This window comes from Vibrio gazogenes (assembly GCF_002196515.1).
In the GTDB taxonomy this organism is placed as follows: Bacteria; Pseudomonadota; Gammaproteobacteria; order Enterobacterales; family Vibrionaceae; genus Vibrio; species Vibrio gazogenes_A.
The window spans coordinates 1,631,532-1,646,757 of the sequence record NZ_CP018835.1; the positions used below are offsets into that span (position 1 = coordinate 1,631,532).

The following is a 15,226-nucleotide window of genomic DNA, read 5'->3' on the forward strand; positions in this document are numbered from 1 at the left end:
TTTTTAAGCCCAGACCAAACAGCACATAACCGGTTTGTACGATGGTCTTCCCTGCCTTGCTCTCCTCCAGCCCCACTTATTTGAACGCACATCACATTTTATGAATTCCGCACCTTTTTATCGTCAAATCACTATCGCGTCCGCACTGAACATCAAGTGAAATACTCTCTTCTAACGGTGATCCCTTTCTGCTCCAAGGTTTGCAGTACCAGTGCGCTGAACCAAGTTTGTGGTGGTGTCCACAAAACCATTGCTGATCTTTATGGTCATAAGACGATAAAGATATAATTATCACTTTTCCACAAAGCACGTAGAACTTGGGTTCAGCCCCCTCTCACATAAGCCGAAACGGTGATTAGACCAGTAATTTGCTGCCATTTGTGTTGAATTAGCTATAATCATGAGCAATTCACCATTTTTTGATTTTCTTGAAAAAAAATTGTGTGAAAAAACCTAAAATATGGGAACATGTAAACAAGACCTCATTATTGAGTAAGATGACGACACAATGACGACAAAATTACGTATTCTTGTGCTAAACGGTCCTAACCTGAATTTACTGGGCCTGCGTGAACCGGCACATTACGGTTCTCAAACGCTTCCTCAGATCATTGACCGACTCCGTCACCAAGCCGATCAGGCTGGTGTTGCGCTAGAGCATCTGCAATCGAATCGTGAGTATGAACTGATCGAAGCAATTCATCAGGCATACGAGAACATTGACTTCATCATTATCAACCCGGCCGCATTCACCCATACCAGTGTTGCACTGCGGGATGCGCTTTTGGGGGTCAACATTCCTTTTATTGAGGTACATCTTTCTAATGTTCATGCCCGAGAACCTTTCCGTCACCATTCTTATTTGTCAGATAAGGCTCACGGTGTGATTTGCGGTTTAGGTGCGCAGGGCTATGAATTTGCGTTGTCGGCAGCCATTACCAAACTGCAGGCAAAATAACACTCGACATCCCGCGGCTGTTGTTCGGGTTGTCTTATTCACAAGATCAAAGAGAAAAGACAATGGATATTCGTAAAATAAAAAAACTTATCGAATTAGTTGAAGAGTCAGGCATTGCTGAACTGGAAATTTCTGAAGGTGAAGAATCAGTACGCATCAACCGTTACGGTGCGCCAGCTTCATCACCCATCCAGTATGCGCCAGCCCAATATGCACCTGCGCCAGTCGCTGCACCTGCGGCCCCCGCAGCAGAAGCTGTCAGCGCACCAGTTGAAGCGCCACAACCAACCGGTCATCAAGTGCTTTCACCAATGGTCGGTACTTTCTACAGCTCTCCAAGCCCAGATGCAGCACCATTCGTAAAAGTTGGTCAGAAAGTGAGTGTCGGCGATCCACTATGTATTGTTGAAGCCATGAAAATGATGAACCAAATCGAATCTGACAAATCAGGTGTCGTCAAAGCAATTCTCGCTGAGAACGGTCAGCCAGTTGAGTTCGATCAGCCTCTTGTTATCATCGAATAATTGAGGTCAAATTGATGCTAGATAAAATTGTCATCGCGAACCGGGGTGAAATAGCACTCCGTATTCTTCGCGCCTGTAAAGAGCTAGGGATCAAAACGGTCGCTGTCCATTCCACAGCAGACCGAGACCTCAAACATGTCTTACTTGCTGATGAATCCATCTGTATTGGACCAGCACGTAGTATCGATAGCTACTTAAATATTCCACGCATTATCTCAGCAGCAGAAATCACGGGAGCCGTTGCGATTCACCCGGGTTACGGTTTCTTGTCTGAAAATGCAGATTTTGCTGAGCAAGTTGAGAAATCAGGCTTCATTTTCGTCGGTCCTAAAGCTGATACCATCCGTATGATGGGTGATAAAGTTTCTGCAATCTCCGCCATGAAAAAAGCCGGTGTACCTTGTGTACCGGGTTCAGATGGGCCGCTCGGAGACGATGTCGAGAAAAATAAATCCATCGCGAAGCGTATCGGTTATCCGGTAATTATTAAGGCTTCCGGTGGCGGTGGTGGTCGTGGTATGCGTGTGGTTCGCAGTGAAGCAGAACTCATTTCGTCCATCACTATGACTCGTACCGAATCCAAAGCAGCATTCAACAACGATATGGTTTACATGGAGAAATTCCTGGAGAACCCACGTCACGTTGAAGTTCAGGTTATTGCCGACGGTCAGGGTGGTGCGATCCACTTGGGCGAGCGTGACTGTTCAATGCAACGTCGTCACCAGAAAGTTGTTGAAGAAGCACCGGCACCGGGTATTACCGAAGAAATGCGTAAATACATCGGTGAACGTTGTACACGCGCCTGTGTTGAAATCGGCTATCGGGGTGCGGGTACATTTGAATTCCTCTATGAAAACGGCGAGTTCTATTTCATTGAAATGAACACTCGGATTCAGGTCGAACACCCGGTTACAGAAATGGTCTCTGGTGTCGATCTGATTAAAGAGCAGCTTCGTGTTGCGGCAGGTCAGCCGCTGTCATTCACACAGGATGATATCAAACTGCGCGGCCATGCGATTGAGTGTCGTATCAATGCCGAAGATCCAGAGCGCTTCCTCCCTTCACCGGGTAAAATTGAGCGCTTCCACGCTGCCGGCGGGATGGGTATTCGTTGGGAATCTCATATCTACTCGGGTTATACCGTGCCTGCGCACTATGATTCGATGATTGGTAAACTGATTGCCTACGGTGAAAACCGTGATGTTGCGATTGCGCGGATGAAAAATGCCCTCAACGAAATGATTGTTGAAGGGATCAAAACCAACATCCCGCTTCAGTTGAAAATCATGAATGATGAAAACTTCCAGCATGGTGGCGCCAACATCCACTATCTGGAGAAAAAACTCGGTATCAACCAATAATCTGCGGTAGATGAACAAAGAGTTAAGCCTCCCTTCGGGGAGGTTTTTTTGTTCACTTTTTTGTTCAAGACAAGCCCTATTCAAAAAATGAATATCTGCTACACTCTCGGCCATTCAACCCACGGAAAGAGTCAATCACATGCCTTGGATTCAAATAAAACTCAATGCCAACAACGATAATGCCGAAACAATCGGTGATATGTTGATGGAAGACACCGGTGCGTTATCCGTCACATTTCTTGACGCGAAAGACACCCCTGTCTTTGAACCCCTTCCGGGAGAAACTCGCCTTTGGGGAGATACCGATGTGCTCGCGTTATATGACGCAGAAGCCGACACCGATACTATCGTTGCACAAATCAAAACCAGCCAGCTTCTGCCTGCGGACTTCTCTTATAAAGTCGAGCAGATTGAAGATAAAGACTGGGAACGGGAATGGATGGACAATTTCCACCCAATGAAATTTGGCAATCGCCTGTGGATTTGTCCAAGCTGGAAAGAGATTCCCGATCCAGATGCGGTCAATGTGATGCTGGATCCCGGCTTGGCATTCGGCACCGGCACACATCCGACAACCGCGTTATGTTTAGAATGGCTCGAAGGGCTGGATCTCAGCGGAAAAACCGTAATTGATTTCGGGTGCGGCTCTGGCATTCTGGCGATTGCAGCAATTAAGTTGGGTGCCAAACAAGTGATTGGTGTCGATATTGATCCACAAGCCTTACTCGCTTCCAAAGACAACGCCCAGCGCAATGGCGTAGAAGATCAGCTCGCGGTGTACCTCCCGCAAAATCAACCCGACAATCTCAGTGCCGATATCGTAGTGGCAAACATCCTGGCCGGCCCGCTCAAAGAGCTTTCTCCGGTCATTCAGTCTTTGGTTCGTCCCGGCGGACAACTGGCAATGTCAGGCGTGTTAGAGACTCAGGCTGAAGACGTTGCCAGTTTCTATCGCAACCAGTTTGATATCGAGCCCATTATTGAAAACAACGAGTGGTGCCGAATTTCTGGTCAAAAGAAATAACGCCAGTGAATGAGACTCACTAATTGACTGAAAAATCGACAATTTACAGAAACAAATTGTAAATGCTCAAATATTAGTCTTTTCACACCGCGAAAAAATGCGTAAAATGCGCGCCCTTGCTGCCTTATAACTGTAATGACGTGTTAAAAATCGGAAACCACCAACTCAAGAACAGTCTGATCGTTGCCCCAATGGCAGGTGTCACCGACAGACCTTTTCGCGAGTTATGTCTTCGCTATGGTGCTGGCATGGCTGTCAGTGAAATGATGTCATCCAATCCGGCATTGTGGAAAACGTCAAAGTCGAAACAGCGGATGGTCCATGAGGGCGAATCAGGGATTCGTTCGGTTCAGATCGCAGGTTCCGATCCGCAGTTAATGGCAGAGGCTGCGCAATTCAGCGTTGAGAACGGTGCGCAAATCATCGATATCAACATGGGTTGCCCGGCAAAGAAAGTGAATAAGAAGTTGGCAGGTTCCGCCCTGTTACGCTACCCAGATCTCATTGAGGATATCCTCACAACGGTAGTGAAGGCTGTTCGTGTGCCTGTGACGCTAAAAACACGAACCGGTTGGGATACAGCGCATAAGAACTGTGTTCACATCGCAAAGCTGGCCGAAGACTGCGGCATTCAGGCACTCGCGCTTCACGGAAGAACCAGAGCCTGCCTTTATCGCGGTATGGCAGAATATGACAGCATTAGAGCGGTCAAACAGGCCATCTCGATTCCGGTGATTGCCAATGGTGACATCGATAGTCCGGAAAAGGCCAAATATGTACTGGAATACACCGGCGCTGACGCATTAATGATTGGTCGCCCGGCACAAGGACGACCATGGATTTTTCAGGAAATCCAACATTTTTTGGAAACCGGCACAACAATGCCCGCGCTTCCCGTTCAGGAAGTTAAAAGCATTTTGCTTGGTCATGTACAAGCGCTCCATCAATTTTACGGAGCGTACTTGGGGCCACGTATCGCACGTAAACATGTGGGGTGGTATCTCAAAGAACATGAACAGGCAAGTGGGTTTCGACGGACCTTCAATGCCATAGAAGCAGCCCCGCTGCAACTGGAAGCACTCGAAGGTTATTTTGATAACGTTGCATCATAAAATTAAGAGAAGAGCTAGACCGAATATGTTCGAACAAAATCTGACTTCAGAAGCTTTAACCGTTACTACCGTTACTTCACAAGACCAAATCACCCAGAAGCCTCTGCGTGATTCCGTTAAAGCATCTCTTAAAAACTATCTTTCCCAGTTAAATGGCCAAGAAGTAAGTGAATTATACGAATTAGTTCTAGCTGAAGTTGAGCAGCCGCTGCTCGATACGATCATGCAGTACACTCGCGGTAACCAAACCCGTGCAGCAACCATGATGGGTATCAACCGCGGAACACTTCGCAAGAAACTGAAAAAGTACGGCATGAACTAATCACTGTTCATTAACCATTTGAATTTAAAGCCCGAAGCTGAGAAATCCGCTTCGGGTTTTTGTTTGTGCTACACACATTGCTACACACAATAAATTTTGCACACCCTTGTGTATAGACGTTCTTGTCATTCAACATCATCAATGACTCGACCGATTAAACGTTGCATTGCTTCTCAGGCATCCAAAAGCACTCAGCAGTGTTTTTCGTCAGTGATGGGGTTTCTCTATCTCATTCATAGAAAAAGAGCCGCACAAGGCGACTCTGAGTTATATAGAACTTATTCCCCGGACATTCACTCAATCTGATATTCTTGCATCAACCTTGCCACCTCACAGGTCAACAAGTTGTTGATATACAGGATAACGTCACACAATTCTTTCTGATCAGCATCCATACAATGTGCCTGACAATCCATCAGATATTCGCGTGCTTTTTGAGTGAGACTAAATTCAGGGGGCATGTTCTCCTCCATAAATGATACTCCTTGGGATAATAAAGAGGATGAATCACCACACAGAGGTCCTAATCAATGGGTGGTGAGCTGAACGAGTTTAGGACAACCGCTCCCAAGGTCGCGGCCTGACCGAAGTCAGCCTCAATCCAGCCCACCATAATTTAGGTGTGCTAAGACCGCACATAAAAATGCCAGCAAAAAGCTGGCGACAATGCGCCTTGGGGAAAACGATGCGGGGTCCTAATCCCGGTACTGGATTTTGCCAGCACACAGGTAGATTAGTTCTGTTGGAGAGATGTGTCAAATGGAGATGCTCAGAGATCTGTACGTTGTCTTCTGTTCTAGATATTCATTGCCTTCGAAATCATCACTAAAATAATGAAGAAAAATAGACTCCAAAACCAAAGTGAGTGAAGCCACATGACGAACCAAAAGCTTCTCTTGTTTGTTGTGGCTCTTTTTCGAATAAATGGGAATAGAATGCAATAGCAGTGAAACCTTGTTCCAATTGCCTGAAAAGTATAATCCAAGCCAGCAATCAGAGCTGATTCATTCCTGCTTTTAAATCGTTCAGAAGCTAATTGTTCATCCAGAAATAGAATGTGTTTATATCCTCCTAAGGCTGTTCGGATGGAAAAGAACAGAAAAGGAATAGCCCAGAAGCCAACCCAAAGACCAAAAAATATTCTGAAAAATATGACGAATTCATTTACTGTCATTCAAACAATTCCTTCACTGGCTCTACAACATATTCATAGAATACATCTCCTAAAGCTTTCCCGGCTGCACCACCACCAACACCCCCAGCGACACCTCCACCCCAGCTACCAAGGAATCCTCCTGTTTCCCTTGTTATGGTTTTTCCACACTCGCCAGCCCCGTCAATAGTACATGCTTCATAAACACTATTAACGCCACTTGCAGCCCCCAAAACCAGCCCCACATATCCTATACTTTTTGCACTTGCTACACCTTTAGAGATGTTCGCAACCCGCTTACCAAGGCTAGGTACTGTACCTTTCGCGATTATTTCATCAGCATGATGAATCACCGACTTTGTAGAGAGCCTGAGTGACTTTTTCACCTGACGGAAAGCTGGGATGTTTATAGCGCGACTTGAGAAACGAGTAAATGATTGATCCAATTTCTTGAGTAAAGCCGCACGCTCGGCAATAAAAGAACGGCTACTGAGCAATTAATTACCAACCGATCTTGTTGCTTGCTTAATGTCTTCGGAAATTTTACGAAGACATCGTCTCGCACTGGCACTTACTCCCGATAACTGATGAAATCCGTGAATGACACCTAAGTAGCGTTCACAATACGCTTCCACCCCAGCATTGAGTAATTGTCTATAACATTGCTCTCCTTCATCTCTTAAAGGATCGAATTCCGCTGTAATAATGTAGGTTGGTGGTAGTCCTTTAAAATCTGCGCAAACAAGTGGGTTAAGCTGTGAGTTTTGACTTACCGAATCTTTTTCCAAGTTAGCGGTGTACATTGAGAATCCAGAAAGCAACATATTAGCGGTAATAACGTAATCAGTACCGTTTTCAACGTAACTCTTAGATTCTCCGAATGGATCTAGTATCGGATAGATCAAAATTTGCTTTTGAGGAAGCCATTTCTGATTTTGTTTTAAACGTAAACATGTAGTTAACGCTAGCTGACCTCCAGCGCTATCACCGACGAAGACAATCATATTTGTGTCGCCACCGTAGTTACTACCAAACTCCTTTATTGCAAGCACTGCGTCGTACACATCATCATGCGCTGCTGGATAACAGCTTTCAGGCGCTAAACGATATTGAATGCAGATGACTATACTGTTCGATAAACTTGCAATCTGGCGTAATTGCTGCTCATGAGTTTTAAATCCTCCACTAATAAAACAACCACCATGGAAATAAACAGTAATGGGTAAACCCTTGGTGTTATTCGGTTTGTACACTTTTAAAACGATACCGTTAAGCTCATCTGTGAACTCTTCAAACATGTTAGGGCTATTTCCGGATAAAACTGTGCTAGATAAGTAACCAGTCCTTCTACTAGCGATATCCAATGTCGAAGGGCACTGTTTCCCTTCAGTTATAAAGCCCTCTACTAACTCTTTTATTCCCGGTTCTAATTGGTTGTTCACTTATACCACCTATGGATACTCAGCTATTTTTAGTAATTGTGCGACAGTGGTGTATATATGTACAGTTTAAATACCCATCAAATCTATACTAAGCACTCGTCCTACTACTATTAGTTTTATTTAGGCATTTAATGTCACTAGTTTTGAATATGGTTGCAGTAGGTAAATTGGAATGGGGCAAAACCGTTTTACCCAATCACTCTTTTTCCCCTAAAAATACACTTATTCACAGAACTCCAAGTTAAAAGAAGGCGCTAAGCCGGACTCTATCCGCCATGCAAAAACACGGGTGATGAATTCACGTCCGGCAGTCATCACCCCTTTTAAAGCCCTGACCAATTCGTTATCACAATATTGGCTGGTTTTCACCACTCCGGTGTCTTGATCGATGGAAAGCTCATAGTAAGGTTGAAACACCTGCGCCTTGCGCTCACAGAACACACCGCCCAGTTGCTGAAACTGATGAATACCCCAACAAGCCGCCCAAGCAAATACGCAGGCAAATGCTCTGGTTACCATCGCAGAAGAAGCGCGAGATAAAGCGATACGCAGGGCTAATGCGGCAGAAGCAGAGTTACAACAACGACGAAATAGTACTGACAAATAATTGAAACAATGGAATAGGCGGGGATCGAGGCGTTCTCCACAGAATGAACCGTTGAAGTATTCGGTGGCGAAATAACGTCACTCATCTCAACAGGGGTTCAACTCGAAGCCGCCTTGATGGTTTGTTCATTAGTAAAAGGGAATGGGCCATCATCTCAATCGTCCATTATTTCAGATTATAAAAACCTTGAGTGATGGTGATCATCTTGCTCTTCAGAGCATAATCCAATATCTTTTTTAAGATGATCATTCATAGCGATAATTTTATAGCTATCCTTATCAGGAAAAATATTAAAATATATAAATTTCAATATTTTAATAATAAATTTTTTGTTATAAGGTGCTGTTAATCGCATCGTATTACTCTTGATTACTGATTAGATGCAGCTATTATCGATGTAAATAACTTCCCCTACGAACAACGATTCATTACAGGAACTATAAGTACAACTTATGGACAATCGACTACGTTATCTTTCAGCGCTGCGTTTTTTCGAATCGGCTTCTCGTCTTAAAAGTTATAGTAAAGCGGCTGAAGAACTGTGTGTCACTCAGGCAGCCATAAGCCAAAAGCTCCGACAACTTGAAGATCGCTTGGGATGTAAATTATTTATCCGTCGTGGACGTGAAATGCATCTGACAGATAAGGGACAGATACTTCACAAGCATCTCAATGACGGTTTTAAACACATCATCACTGGATTAAACAGAATTCAGAATGAGCCACTCGAAGGAATGCTGAACGTCAGTGCCCCTCGTTCATTCTCCACACGTTGGTTAATGCCTAGACTGTGGAAGTTCACGATGGCGTACCCACATGTCCCGATTCGGGTACAAACGGTGAAGGAGATCGATATTCGCCATACCGAAACTGATGTATTGATCTGGCAAGGCAATGACAGTGTCAAACATCTGGATTTAGATCAAGAGACACTATTTGAAGAAGACATCTATCCTTATTGCTCTCCGCAACTCGCGAAATCAATGAAGTTCGATAGTCCAGAGCAACTCCTGAACTGTTGGTTAATTGATTTTCACACGGCTTCTTTTAGTTGGGAGCAATGGTTTCGCAGTGCAAACGTCAGTGCCAAAAGAGGAGGTATTCAATGGATGGAAGTAAGTAGCTTTGATATGGCGATCAATGCGGTAGTCGCCGGACATGGCGCATGTCTGGCGACTGAAAGTATTTCGGCAGACTTTGTTGAACGAGGTCTGTTAGTTAAGCCATTCAATATCGGACTCACCCCCGGAATTCGCTATTCTGTCATTAGTGACCCTTCTTCTTCACGGGGTCTAAGAGTCAATGTATTTAAATCGTGGTTACAAAAAGAACTAAATGTCCAATCGGGAAGTTAACACCGAATCAGTTGCGCCACGTATCAAACAAATAGCACAATCCAGATAGCGTATTACGATGAGAGCGTTTGTTTATCAGCAAGGGGAACTCATACATTCCCAACCCCGCCATCAATCAGCAGTTCGGAGCCAAGCATATAAGAGGACTCATCGGAGGCAAGGAAAACAGCCGCTTTTGCCAGTTCGAGCGGAGTGCCCAAGCGTTTCAATGGAACCAACTCTTTGACTTGGTTTATCAGCGCCTCTTGTTCATGTTCCGGTAAGCCAAATTTGTCAAATGCCTCCGTCAATGTCGGTCCCGGACTCAGTGTATTGACGCGAATCCCCAGATGTTTCAGCTCCCCCGATAATGTCCGGGCAAGCGATATCAGCCCGGCTTTACTGGCCGCGTAAACGCTGCTTTGCGGTAATCCGATTTGTGCTGAAACACTCCCGCATAAAATAACAGACGCCGAGTCAGACAGTAACGGCAGTAATGCACGAATAAGAAAGAAAGGGCCTTTTAAGTTGGTGTTCATGACCCGATCAAAGGCGGCTTCATCCCATTCATTGAATGGTTGGTGTGTCACATCTCCGGCGTTAATATACACAACATCAAGTCGCGGGAACTGTCGTTTGATGTTGTCTGCTAAAGCCTGCTGCTGTTGGATATCGGCAGCATCGCTTTGAATCGTTACCGCATTTTCACCTAAATCGCTTTTTGCCCTTTCCAAGCCCGCTTCACTGCGACCTGTGATTGCAACGCGGGCACCTTCCAAACAAAACTGCTTTGCGGTTTCCAAGCCGATCCCGGCAGAGCCTCCGGTGATCAACGCATATTTATTCTGTAATCTGAATGTCATCATGTCCTCTGTTGTACTTGTCCTCATGTAAAGGCATTATGACAACCATAGTTTCAATTGAATAGTAGGTACCAAATGGATACTAATGGAGAAAATTTAAATCAAGCCATAATAAATAGCGAATCAGGTTGCCCTATGGTGGATTTTGTCAACATTGTTTCAGGTAAGTGGGCAATCCCGATTCTCTATCGGCTAATTGTGACGAACGATGTGATACGGTTTGGGGAATTACAGCGCGCTATCGGTCCAATCACCCAGAAGGAATTAACCAAGCAACTGAGGTCGTTTGAAAAGCGCGGACTGGTGATGAGAACTGTCTATCCGGAAATGCCCCCCAGAGTCGAATATTGTGTTACCGACTTGGGGAGAACCCTGAAGCCAACTTTAGATTCCTTAGCGCAGTGGATGACCGAACACCGAGAACAACTGATTCAAGAATCAACGTCATCAACTGAGTCTTAGCTTAAAATGATATCAGCATCAGGCAGCCGCACGCTCACCGGAAACAACAAATAAGAATCTCTGTTTTCATGTCCGGTCTCTCACCGTCCACACCCCATTATCGAAGAAAGCGAGTTGGTGTTGCTCAAACCGGGCAAGATAAAGCCACTGATTATCGACCAACTGTTTGACCATCGGATGGCGACTCAATACCGACTCAATTGCAGCTTCAGGCGCATCAATGACCACCGTTAGCCGCAGTGGTTCGTGCCGCCATTGCTGACCATCGTGCAGCGACTGACGGGAAAGCCCGATACGCAAGTCACCCCCGTTACCTTCAAACACCCCCAGTCGCCCACCAACAACGTTATGCAAGGTTTTATTGCCGGAACCATAGCGATGATGATCAACCGTCGAGGCGTAATACTGCATGTTAATCCAGTTGGTGACGATCATCGGTGCAGTCATAATTTGTGCTAACCCACTAGCATCGGCATCTTGCTCATGTCGGTATTCGTGAAGGAAGGTTCGACCGTCCAGCTTGAGACCGCGAGTTCTTGCTCTTGGCGCAATAATAAAAGCCGCGTTATTGACCAGCCCCCACTCCGGACGTGTTTGCGCCCAATCGTGGGCACGATGTTTGATTCGCTTTTGAACGGAATGCTGCGATTGATGGGGCAGCCCTAATTGTGGTGCACGTTCCATCCGCGCCCCAAGAGATGCCGCATCCAGTTGAGCACGCCATGCATTCAGTGAGTGCTGGACTGGCTCATCCAAATCATCCGTGTCATACAGTGACAACGCTTCGGTGGTGGTATTGTGTAATCCGGCAACAAAGTAAGTAGTATCAGGGATTTGAATACCACGTTGCGCTAAACCTTCCCGGACGACAGGTCGATTGAGCAGCTGTGCCAAAGCCCGGACATTCACTTCTCCGCTTTGACCACAACAAGCACCGCAATCCAGACCGGCACGATGAGGATTATTAGCACTCTCGCTGCCATGGCCGATGAGTAGCACAAACGGTGCAAATTTGTGAGTCAGCCCCATCCCTTTCAGGACATTTTCAGCCAACGTCACTTGCTGTTCTGCATCAGCGCGTAGTGTCGGACGCAGCCGCTGAGCACTCGCAGCCGACAGCCCCGGAGCTTGGGCTGAATGCCCATGAAGCGGTAAAACCCGTTTGATCAACTTTCCGACATAGCTTAACCCCAACGCTTCGACCAGCGTAAAGGTTGACGCGGGCATGGTATTAAACCACGACCACCCCGATTCGCGCTGCAATACTGTCTGCCTCTTCTTCGCCAGCGCAGCGTCGTGTTCGTGGCAACCGACGCTGTCACACACGGTAAGTGATGGTGCCAACAACCCGGGAAGCTGCGGACGCTGAATCTGCGTCCCGAGCGGCGTATAACTGACCGGCAGACCGAAAAACCCAGCGAACCCAAGGGTGTGAATCTCGTCCCCTTGCGCTTCAAGATGGCGTCGGATCACTTCAGAACGGACATCGATACAAAATGCAGCCTGAATTTTCGGGGCAGGTTGAATATCCGGCACTGGCTGGGTGAACGCTTGACTGAGCTGACGCTGATAACTGATTTCATGGGCGCGTTGCCAGATCAAGCGCATATTGACCGTCTGCGGCCGATACGCAAGGAAATGTTGCTGCCAGCGATGTTGCCAGCGTTGCCAGACGGAGCCGGAATGACGATTCTGATCATCCACCAGCCACTCCCAGCTGAGACGAATCGCCAGTAAATCCATCAACGTTTCATCATCTTGTTGCGATAACTGCGCCTGCCACTTGAGATAAGCCCCCCATGCTGCCCAACCACTGATCCGATAAATTACCGCTTGCAGGTAGTCTTGCCACTGCTCGGGAGCGAGGTCCAATTGGGTTAACACCTGCCTGATCTGCTCACGCGGCGTCATTGCCATCTCCGTAGCCCGCCGCGGAATATGTGCGGCTCTCATCAGTAAGGCAACGCTGTGATCATGGCACATCGCGTCACGCCAGCTTTGATACAAACGCACATCACTGTGCGGATGCCAGTCCGCCTGATCCTGATCGAAATAGGCGGCACAAAACTGGGCGATTTGATGAGTGATGGTATCGCACCACGCTGGCTCTTGATTCAGATGCCGCTGACTGTCAAGCATATCGCACAACAAAGGCGCCGGTGTCGGGGAAACATCATCCTCTTGCAATGCAGCGATGACAGCCGCAATGTCCGGTGCTTCTGCCACAGGTAATCGTGTCAGCGCTTGCGCCAGATCGGCTTCGGTTATTGTGCCTTTTTCCCAACGTTCACGGTAATAATCCAGCGGCATTGCCATCGGCGACCCCGCAAATTGAGCAAGCTGGTGCGCGACCTCGGCAAAAGGGCGATCAATCCATGACCAATATGGGTTCACAGCAATCATCCGATCCAGCGGCCAGTTTGGCGCAATACTGTCACATGCCGCTTCAATTGCAGCATTCAGCAGCGTCGTGGTGTTGATATCATGGCGAGACAAAGCGGTCATACAGATTCTCCGACAGTTGAATGATTGCGGTTGGCCTGCGTCTGAGCTTGCTCAAGCGTCAGTTTTGCCGGCCAGATTTTGAAAGTGAAACGGGTAAATGTCTCATCGAGATAAAATCCGTTATATGCCCAAGGATAGAGACGTTTCACCACTCGGCTGTGCGGGTAACAACGGATCCCCACTTGACCGAGATACAACAGGATAAACACCACGCAGACAAATCCGAGTAACCCGACCTGTTCCGGACCGGTTGAAGGAGCAATGTGCGCAAATGTACTGTGCCATAGCAGATACAGATGTAAGACCACACCACTTCGCAACACTCCGGTCACTAAACCCGAGCCGACGGTGTTTGTTGCACGCCAGAACAGCGGTGCACAACCCAAGATCAGAATCACACTGGCGGAAAGCGGTAACGACAGGTTCGCTAACCACTGCTGCCATAACATCTGCACGCCGAGAACCACGACAGCAGAGCACAATACCGAGCCGAATACCCCGTGAATTCGAACCACTGGGGGGAAATAGTCCTGATGGATCGTCTGCGCAACGACCTCACCTGCACTCAGAAAGTGATACGCTTTGTACACGGAATGGGCTATCAGATGGAGCAGCGCCAGTTCGTACAGTCCAAGACCGATTTCCATCAGCATAAATCCCATTTGGGCGCAGGTTGACCACGCCAAACGCACTTTAATACTGATACGTGTCATCATTACCCATCCGGCCAGTAAAGCGGTGGTACTGCCGACAATCACCAAGACGGATTGTGCCAGAGGCGCAAGATTGAGCAGCGCTGCCAGTGAAATCATCACGAATCCCCCCATATTGACCACCCCGGCATGCAATAACGCCGATACCGGAGTCGGTGCTTCCATCACCTGAATTAACCAACCATGCAATGGTAACTGTGCGGTTTTAAGAATCGCAGCAACCGCAAACAATAAAGCGGCAATATTTAATTCCGGTGAGAGGATAGTCATCTGCCCAAGTTGTTGATTGAGTACCGGCAGCGAGAAGCTTCCCAGTGCTTGGTAAATCAGAAACAACGCAGCGATCAAACAGACATCGGCCATTCGGCTGACCAGAAATTTTTTATGCGCCACGATTCTAGCTGCTTTACGCTCCCGGTAATGGGTGAGCAGAAAATGAAGGCTGAAACTACTCGCACTCCATGCCAGCATCATCACCAGCAGATTGTCACTCTTCACCAGTAAGGCAACCGAGCCGAGCGTAAACAGAATCGCACGGACAAACCGACGCTGACCCGGATCACCTTCCAGATAACGAGAGGCATAATCAATGATCACCCAACCGAGTAACGTAATCAGTAATCCCATCATGGTCGGTAACGCAGGCGGCAACGTTGCAGTCAGCAATCCTGAGCCCAAAGGAACAACAAAACTCACGAGTAACGCAAGGCGTGACGTGATACCAGCGATAGCCCACTCATGATTGCGGGCGACAAGGCAGACCAAGAAACCGAGTCCATACAGGGTGGCAATACAATGACCTCCCAGCGTCAAATCCATCAAACTGTCTCTCCTGAAAATGTGCAT

General features: G+C 47.1%; 17 protein-coding genes. 8 read left to right on the forward strand and 9 right to left on the reverse strand.

Annotation, left to right across the window (positions count from 1 at the left end; translation table 11 throughout):
- The first annotated feature begins 508 nt into the window (after window positions 1–508).
- From aroQ to fis, 6 genes are all read left to right on the forward strand, one after another.
- Window positions 509–958, forward strand: a complete 450-nt coding sequence (gene aroQ / locus BSQ33_RS07355; protein ID WP_021021663.1) for a type II 3-dehydroquinate dehydratase — start codon at window positions 509–511, stop codon at window positions 956–958.
- 62 nt (window positions 959–1,020) lie between these two features.
- Window positions 1,021–1,482 (forward strand): acetyl-CoA carboxylase biotin carboxyl carrier protein, encoded by a 462-nt coding sequence (accB, locus tag BSQ33_RS07360; RefSeq protein ID WP_021021664.1) that lies wholly within the window; start codon window positions 1,021–1,023, stop codon window positions 1,480–1,482.
- Between the two features lie 14 nt (window positions 1,483–1,496).
- Window positions 1,497–2,843 carry an acetyl-CoA carboxylase biotin carboxylase subunit gene (gene accC, locus BSQ33_RS07365; protein WP_021021665.1) on the forward strand — a complete coding sequence of 449 codons (1,347 nt, stop codon included), beginning with the start codon at window positions 1,497–1,499 and terminating at the stop codon, window positions 2,841–2,843.
- 139 nt (window positions 2,844–2,982) lie between these two features.
- Window positions 2,983–3,867 carry a 50S ribosomal protein L11 methyltransferase gene (gene prmA, locus BSQ33_RS07370; protein ID WP_021021666.1) on the forward strand — a complete coding sequence of 295 codons (885 nt, stop codon included), beginning with the start codon at window positions 2,983–2,985 and terminating at the stop codon, window positions 3,865–3,867.
- A gap of 191 nt (window positions 3,868–4,058) precedes the next feature.
- Window positions 4,059–4,979 carry a tRNA dihydrouridine synthase DusB gene (gene dusB / locus BSQ33_RS07375; protein WP_232471972.1) on the forward strand — a complete coding sequence of 307 codons (921 nt, stop codon included), beginning with the start codon at window positions 4,059–4,061 and terminating at the stop codon, window positions 4,977–4,979.
- A 25-nt stretch (window positions 4,980–5,004) separates the two neighbouring features.
- Complete coding sequence (gene fis / locus BSQ33_RS07380) at window positions 5,005–5,301, forward strand: DNA-binding transcriptional regulator Fis (RefSeq protein WP_021021668.1); 297 nt, start codon at window positions 5,005–5,007, stop codon at window positions 5,299–5,301.
- A gap of 293 nt (window positions 5,302–5,594) precedes the next feature.
- Here the strand turns inward: fis and BSQ33_RS07385 are convergent, their stop codons facing one another.
- From BSQ33_RS07385 to BSQ33_RS07410, 6 genes are all read right to left on the reverse strand, one after another.
- Window positions 5,595–5,762, reverse strand: coding sequence for a hypothetical protein (locus BSQ33_RS07385; RefSeq protein ID WP_198298167.1), 168 nt, complete (start codon window positions 5,760–5,762; stop codon window positions 5,595–5,597).
- Window positions 5,763–6,097: 335 nt separating this feature from the next.
- Window positions 6,098–6,475 (reverse strand): hypothetical protein, encoded by a 378-nt coding sequence (locus BSQ33_RS07390; RefSeq protein WP_088133751.1) that lies wholly within the window; start codon window positions 6,473–6,475, stop codon window positions 6,098–6,100.
- A complete protein-coding gene (locus tag BSQ33_RS07395) occupies window positions 6,472–6,951 on the reverse strand; it encodes a hypothetical protein (RefSeq protein ID WP_232471962.1) in 480 nt (159 codons plus the stop codon). The genes BSQ33_RS07390 and BSQ33_RS07395 overlap by 4 nt, the downstream gene beginning before the upstream one ends.
- Window positions 6,952–7,896, reverse strand: coding sequence for an alpha/beta hydrolase (locus BSQ33_RS07400; RefSeq protein WP_027694387.1), 945 nt, complete (start codon window positions 7,894–7,896; stop codon window positions 6,952–6,954).
- 222 nt (window positions 7,897–8,118) lie between these two features.
- Window positions 8,119–8,499: a hypothetical protein gene (locus BSQ33_RS07405; protein ID WP_088133752.1), complete on the reverse strand. Its 381-nt coding sequence runs from the start codon at window positions 8,497–8,499 to the stop codon at window positions 8,119–8,121.
- 179 nt (window positions 8,500–8,678) lie between these two features.
- Entirely contained in the window at window positions 8,679–8,858 is a 180-nt protein-coding gene (locus tag BSQ33_RS07410) for a hypothetical protein (RefSeq protein ID WP_088133753.1), read from the reverse strand.
- Window positions 8,859–8,955: 97 nt separating this feature from the next.
- Here BSQ33_RS07410 and BSQ33_RS07415 point away from each other — a divergent pair, with 97 nt between their 5' ends.
- Entirely contained in the window at window positions 8,956–9,858 is a 903-nt protein-coding gene (locus tag BSQ33_RS07415) for a LysR substrate-binding domain-containing protein (RefSeq protein WP_088133754.1), read from the forward strand.
- Window positions 9,859–9,947: 89 nt separating this feature from the next.
- On the opposite strand, the gene BSQ33_RS07420 is transcribed toward BSQ33_RS07415, so the two are convergent.
- A complete protein-coding gene (locus tag BSQ33_RS07420; RefSeq protein ID WP_198298168.1) occupies window positions 9,948–10,703 on the reverse strand; it encodes an SDR family oxidoreductase in 756 nt (251 codons plus the stop codon).
- 132 nt (window positions 10,704–10,835) lie between these two features.
- Between BSQ33_RS07420 and BSQ33_RS07425 the strand changes: the two genes are divergently transcribed.
- Window positions 10,836–11,162: a winged helix-turn-helix transcriptional regulator gene (locus BSQ33_RS07425; protein WP_232471963.1), complete on the forward strand. Its 327-nt coding sequence runs from the start codon at window positions 10,836–10,838 to the stop codon at window positions 11,160–11,162.
- 66 nt (window positions 11,163–11,228) lie between these two features.
- On the opposite strand, the gene BSQ33_RS07430 is transcribed toward BSQ33_RS07425, so the two are convergent.
- Window positions 11,229–13,667, reverse strand: coding sequence for a YbcC family protein (locus BSQ33_RS07430; protein WP_088133756.1), 2,439 nt, complete (start codon window positions 13,665–13,667; stop codon window positions 11,229–11,231).
- Entirely contained in the window at window positions 13,664–15,199 is a 1,536-nt protein-coding gene (locus tag BSQ33_RS07435) for an NADH-quinone oxidoreductase subunit L (RefSeq protein WP_088133757.1), read from the reverse strand. Before BSQ33_RS07435 ends, BSQ33_RS07430 begins: the two co-directional genes overlap by 4 nt.
- Window positions 15,200–15,226 lie beyond the last annotated feature (27 nt).

Coding starts and splice junctions, on each gene's coding strand:
- aroQ (WP_021021663.1), top strand. CDS start 509: ATGACGACAAAATTACGTATTCTTGTGCTAAACGGTCCTAACCTGAAT.
- BSQ33_RS07435 (WP_088133757.1), bottom strand. CDS start 15,199: ATGGATTTGACGCTGGGAGGTCATTGTATTGCCACCCTGTATGGACTC.
- accB (WP_021021664.1), top strand. CDS start 1,021: ATGGATATTCGTAAAATAAAAAAACTTATCGAATTAGTTGAAGAGTCA.
- accC (WP_021021665.1), top strand. CDS start 1,497: ATGCTAGATAAAATTGTCATCGCGAACCGGGGTGAAATAGCACTCCGT.
- BSQ33_RS07385 (WP_198298167.1), bottom strand. CDS start 5,762: ATGCCCCCTGAATTTAGTCTCACTCAAAAAGCACGCGAATATCTGATG.
- BSQ33_RS07415 (WP_088133754.1), top strand. CDS start 8,956: ATGGACAATCGACTACGTTATCTTTCAGCGCTGCGTTTTTTCGAATCG.
- prmA (WP_021021666.1), top strand. CDS start 2,983: ATGCCTTGGATTCAAATAAAACTCAATGCCAACAACGATAATGCCGAA.
- BSQ33_RS07410 (WP_088133753.1), bottom strand. CDS start 8,858: ATGCGATTAACAGCACCTTATAACAAAAAATTTATTATTAAAATATTG.
- BSQ33_RS07390 (WP_088133751.1), bottom strand. CDS start 6,475: ATGACAGTAAATGAATTCGTCATATTTTTCAGAATATTTTTTGGTCTT.
- BSQ33_RS07430 (WP_088133756.1), bottom strand. CDS start 13,667: ATGACCGCTTTGTCTCGCCATGATATCAACACCACGACGCTGCTGAAT.
- dusB (WP_232471972.1), top strand. CDS start 4,059: ATGGCAGGTGTCACCGACAGACCTTTTCGCGAGTTATGTCTTCGCTAT.
- BSQ33_RS07425 (WP_232471963.1), top strand. CDS start 10,836: ATGGTGGATTTTGTCAACATTGTTTCAGGTAAGTGGGCAATCCCGATT.
- fis (WP_021021668.1), top strand. CDS start 5,005: ATGTTCGAACAAAATCTGACTTCAGAAGCTTTAACCGTTACTACCGTT.
- BSQ33_RS07420 (WP_198298168.1), bottom strand. CDS start 10,703: ATGATGACATTCAGATTACAGAATAAATATGCGTTGATCACCGGAGGC.